The following is a 2,947-nucleotide window of genomic DNA, read 5'->3' as shown; positions in this document are numbered from 1 at the left end:
ACTTAAACAAATGTACAGTGTGGGGTAAATGCGGGTGCTAACGCCCCCGGCCGCGCGCCCCAACACGGTTCCCGCCCCGTTTTTGGGTTTGGCCCCCCAATGGGGGCCCCACAAACCGAAACAGGGCGCGGAAACGGTCTGAGGCCGCGCTCGCTGTGACTTGACCACCGCATGTTCGCCCACAGTGAACTTGAGTCGACTTCACTCAACTTTTTTTGACACTCTGGATCTTAAGAGTAAAGTTGAGTGCAGAGCGCTCAAGGGTTGGGCGCAGAACACTTCACTCAGCAACGGAAGGAAACAAAGCATGTCACGTGCTGTAGGCATCGACCTCGGAACCACCAACTCGGTCGTCTCCGTTCTGGAAGGCGGCGAGCCCACCGTCATCGCCAACGCCGAAGGCGGCCGCACCACGCCGTCCGTCGTCGCGTTCTCCAAGTCCGGCGAGGTCCTCGTCGGTGAGATCGCCAAGCGCCAGGCCGTCAACAACATCGACCGCACCATCGCCTCCGTCAAGCGCCACATGGGCACTGACTGGAGCATCGACATCGATGGCAAGAAGTACACGGCGCAGGAGATCTCCGCCCGTACCCTCATGAAGCTCAAGAACGACGCCGAGGCGTACCTTGGCGAGAAGGTCACCGACGCGGTGATCACCGTTCCGGCATACTTCAACGACGCCGAGCGCCAGGCCACCAAGGAAGCCGGTGAGATCGCGGGCCTCAACGTCCTGCGCATCGTCAACGAGCCGACTGCCGCTGCTCTCGCCTACGGCCTGGACAAGGGCAAGGAAGACGAACTCATCCTGGTCTTCGACCTCGGTGGCGGCACCTTCGACGTCTCGCTGCTGGAAGTCGGCAAGGACGACGACGGCTTCTCCACCATCCAGGTCCGCGCGACCGCCGGCGACAACCGCCTCGGCGGCGACGACTGGGACAACCGCGTTGTCGAGTACCTGCTGAGCCAGCTCAAGGTGAAGGGCATCGATCTTTCGAAGGACAAGATCGCCCTCCAGCGTCTGCGCGAGGCCGCCGAGCAGGCCAAGAAGGAACTCTCCTCCTCGACCAGCACCAACATCTCGCTCCAGTACCTCTCCGTCACCCCCGATGGCCCGGTGCACCTGGACGAGACCCTGTCCCGCGCCAAGTTCCAGGACCTCACGAAGGATCTGCTGGAGCGCACCAAGAAGCCGTTCAACGACGTGATCGCTGAAGCCGGCATCAAGGTCTCCGACATCGACCACATCGTGCTCGTCGGTGGCTCCACCCGTATGCCGGCCGTGTCCGAGCTGGTCAAGGAGCTCGCCGGTGGCAAGGAGCCCAACAAGGGCGTCAACCCGGACGAGGTCGTGGCCGTGGGCGCAGCCCTGCAGGCCGGCGTCCTCAAGGGTGAGCGCAAGGACGTGCTCCTGATCGACGTGACCCCCCTCTCCCTCGGCATCGAGACCAAGGGTGGCGTCATGACCAAGCTGATCGAGCGCAACACCGCGATCCCGACCAAGCGCAGCGAGACCTTCACCACGGCGGATGACAACCAGCCGTCCGTGTCCATCCAGGTCTTCCAGGGCGAGCGTGAGTTCACCCGGGACAACAAGCCGCTGGGCACCTTCGAGCTGACCGGCATCGCCCCCGCCCCGCGTGGCGTGCCGCAGATCGAGGTCACCTTCGACATCGACGCCAACGGCATCGTGCACGTGTCCGCCAAGGACAAGGGCACCGGCACCGAGCAGTCCATGACGATCTCCGGTGGCAGCGCCCTCTCCAAGGACGACATCGAGCGCATGGTGGCCGACGCCGAGGCACACGCCGCTGAGGACAAGGCCCGCCGCGAGGCCGCGGACACCCGCAACGCCGCAGAGCAGCTCGCCTACTCCACGGACAAGCTCATCGCCGACAACGACGACAAGCTGCCGGAAGAGGTCAAGACCGAGGTCAAGGCCGACGTCGACGCTCTCAAGGCCGCCCTCGAGGGTACCGATGAGGACGCCGTGAAGGCTGCGTTCGAGAAGCTGCAGGCTTCCCAGACGAAGCTCGGTGAGGCGATCTACTCGCAGGCTCAGGCCGCCGACGCCGGTGCTGCCGGTGCGGAGGGCGCCTCGGCCGGTGCTCCCGAAGAGGACATCGTCGACGCCGAGATCATCGACGAAGACGAGAAGAAGTAACCATGCCGCACCACGGTAACGAAGCAGAGCACGGCTCCGGGACCGGGGACGAGCGCCAGGAACCGGTCATCCGGGACAACCGCAAGGTTGACCCGGAGACCGGCCAGGCGCGGAACCCCCAGGGGGAGTCGCAGAGCTCCGAGGCAACGGCTGACGCTCTCGGTCAGGCGGAGGAGATCCTCAACGCCGCCGGAGCCGAATCGGAAGGCGCTGCGTCGTCGTCCGAGGCGGATGAGCTGCGCAACGATCTGCTGCGTCTTCAGGCCGAGTACGTCAACTACCGCAAGCGCGTCGAGCGCGACCGGGCCGTGGCGGGAGAGATGGCCGTGATCGGCGTTCTGAACGCCATCCTCCCGGTCATGGATGACATCGATGCGGCACGTGCCCACGGCGACCTCGCCGACGGCCCGTTCGCAGCGATCGCCGGCAAGCTGGAGAACACGCTCAAGACCTACGGGCTGGAGCGCATCGAGGAGACCGGGGTGGAGTTCGACCCGAACATCCACGAGGCCCTCATCCAGCAGCCGGGCGATGTCGAGGCGGATACGGTCAGCCAGGTCCTGCGGGCCGGTTACCGCACCTCCTCCCGTGTCCTGCGTGCCGCGCAGGTCATCGTCTCGGTCCCGCAGTAAGCAGGATCTTTCGCGGTGGGGGGGGCCCCGCCCCCCCCCCCCCCCCCCAAAAAAAAAAAAAAAAAAAAAAACCCCCCCCCCCCCCCCCGCCCGGGGGGTAAAGAAAATTTAAAAAAAAAATGTTTTGGCCAAGCGCACGGCGCCCCCGCAAAAA

Annotated in this window: 2 protein-coding genes; both read left to right on the top strand. The window is 64.8% G+C overall.

What is annotated here, in order from left to right; all coding sequences use genetic code 11:
* Positions 1-307 precede the first annotated feature (307 nt).
* Positions 308-2,161: a molecular chaperone DnaK gene (gene dnaK / locus ACIPXZ_RS05360; RefSeq protein ID WP_400591114.1), complete on the top strand. Its 1,854-nt coding sequence runs from the start codon at positions 308-310 to the stop codon at positions 2,159-2,161.
* 2 nt (positions 2,162-2,163) lie between these two features.
* Entirely contained in the window at positions 2,164-2,793 is a 630-nt protein-coding gene (locus ACIPXZ_RS05355; protein WP_400591112.1) for a nucleotide exchange factor GrpE, read from the top strand.
* Positions 2,794-2,947: the final 154 nt, after the last annotated feature.

Origin of the sequence: Arthrobacter sp. NPDC090010, from assembly GCF_044748305.1 — a bacterium.
GTDB lineage: Bacteria > Actinomycetota > Actinomycetes > Actinomycetales > Micrococcaceae > Arthrobacter_E.
This window is presented reverse-complemented; position numbering and strand designations above follow the sequence as displayed.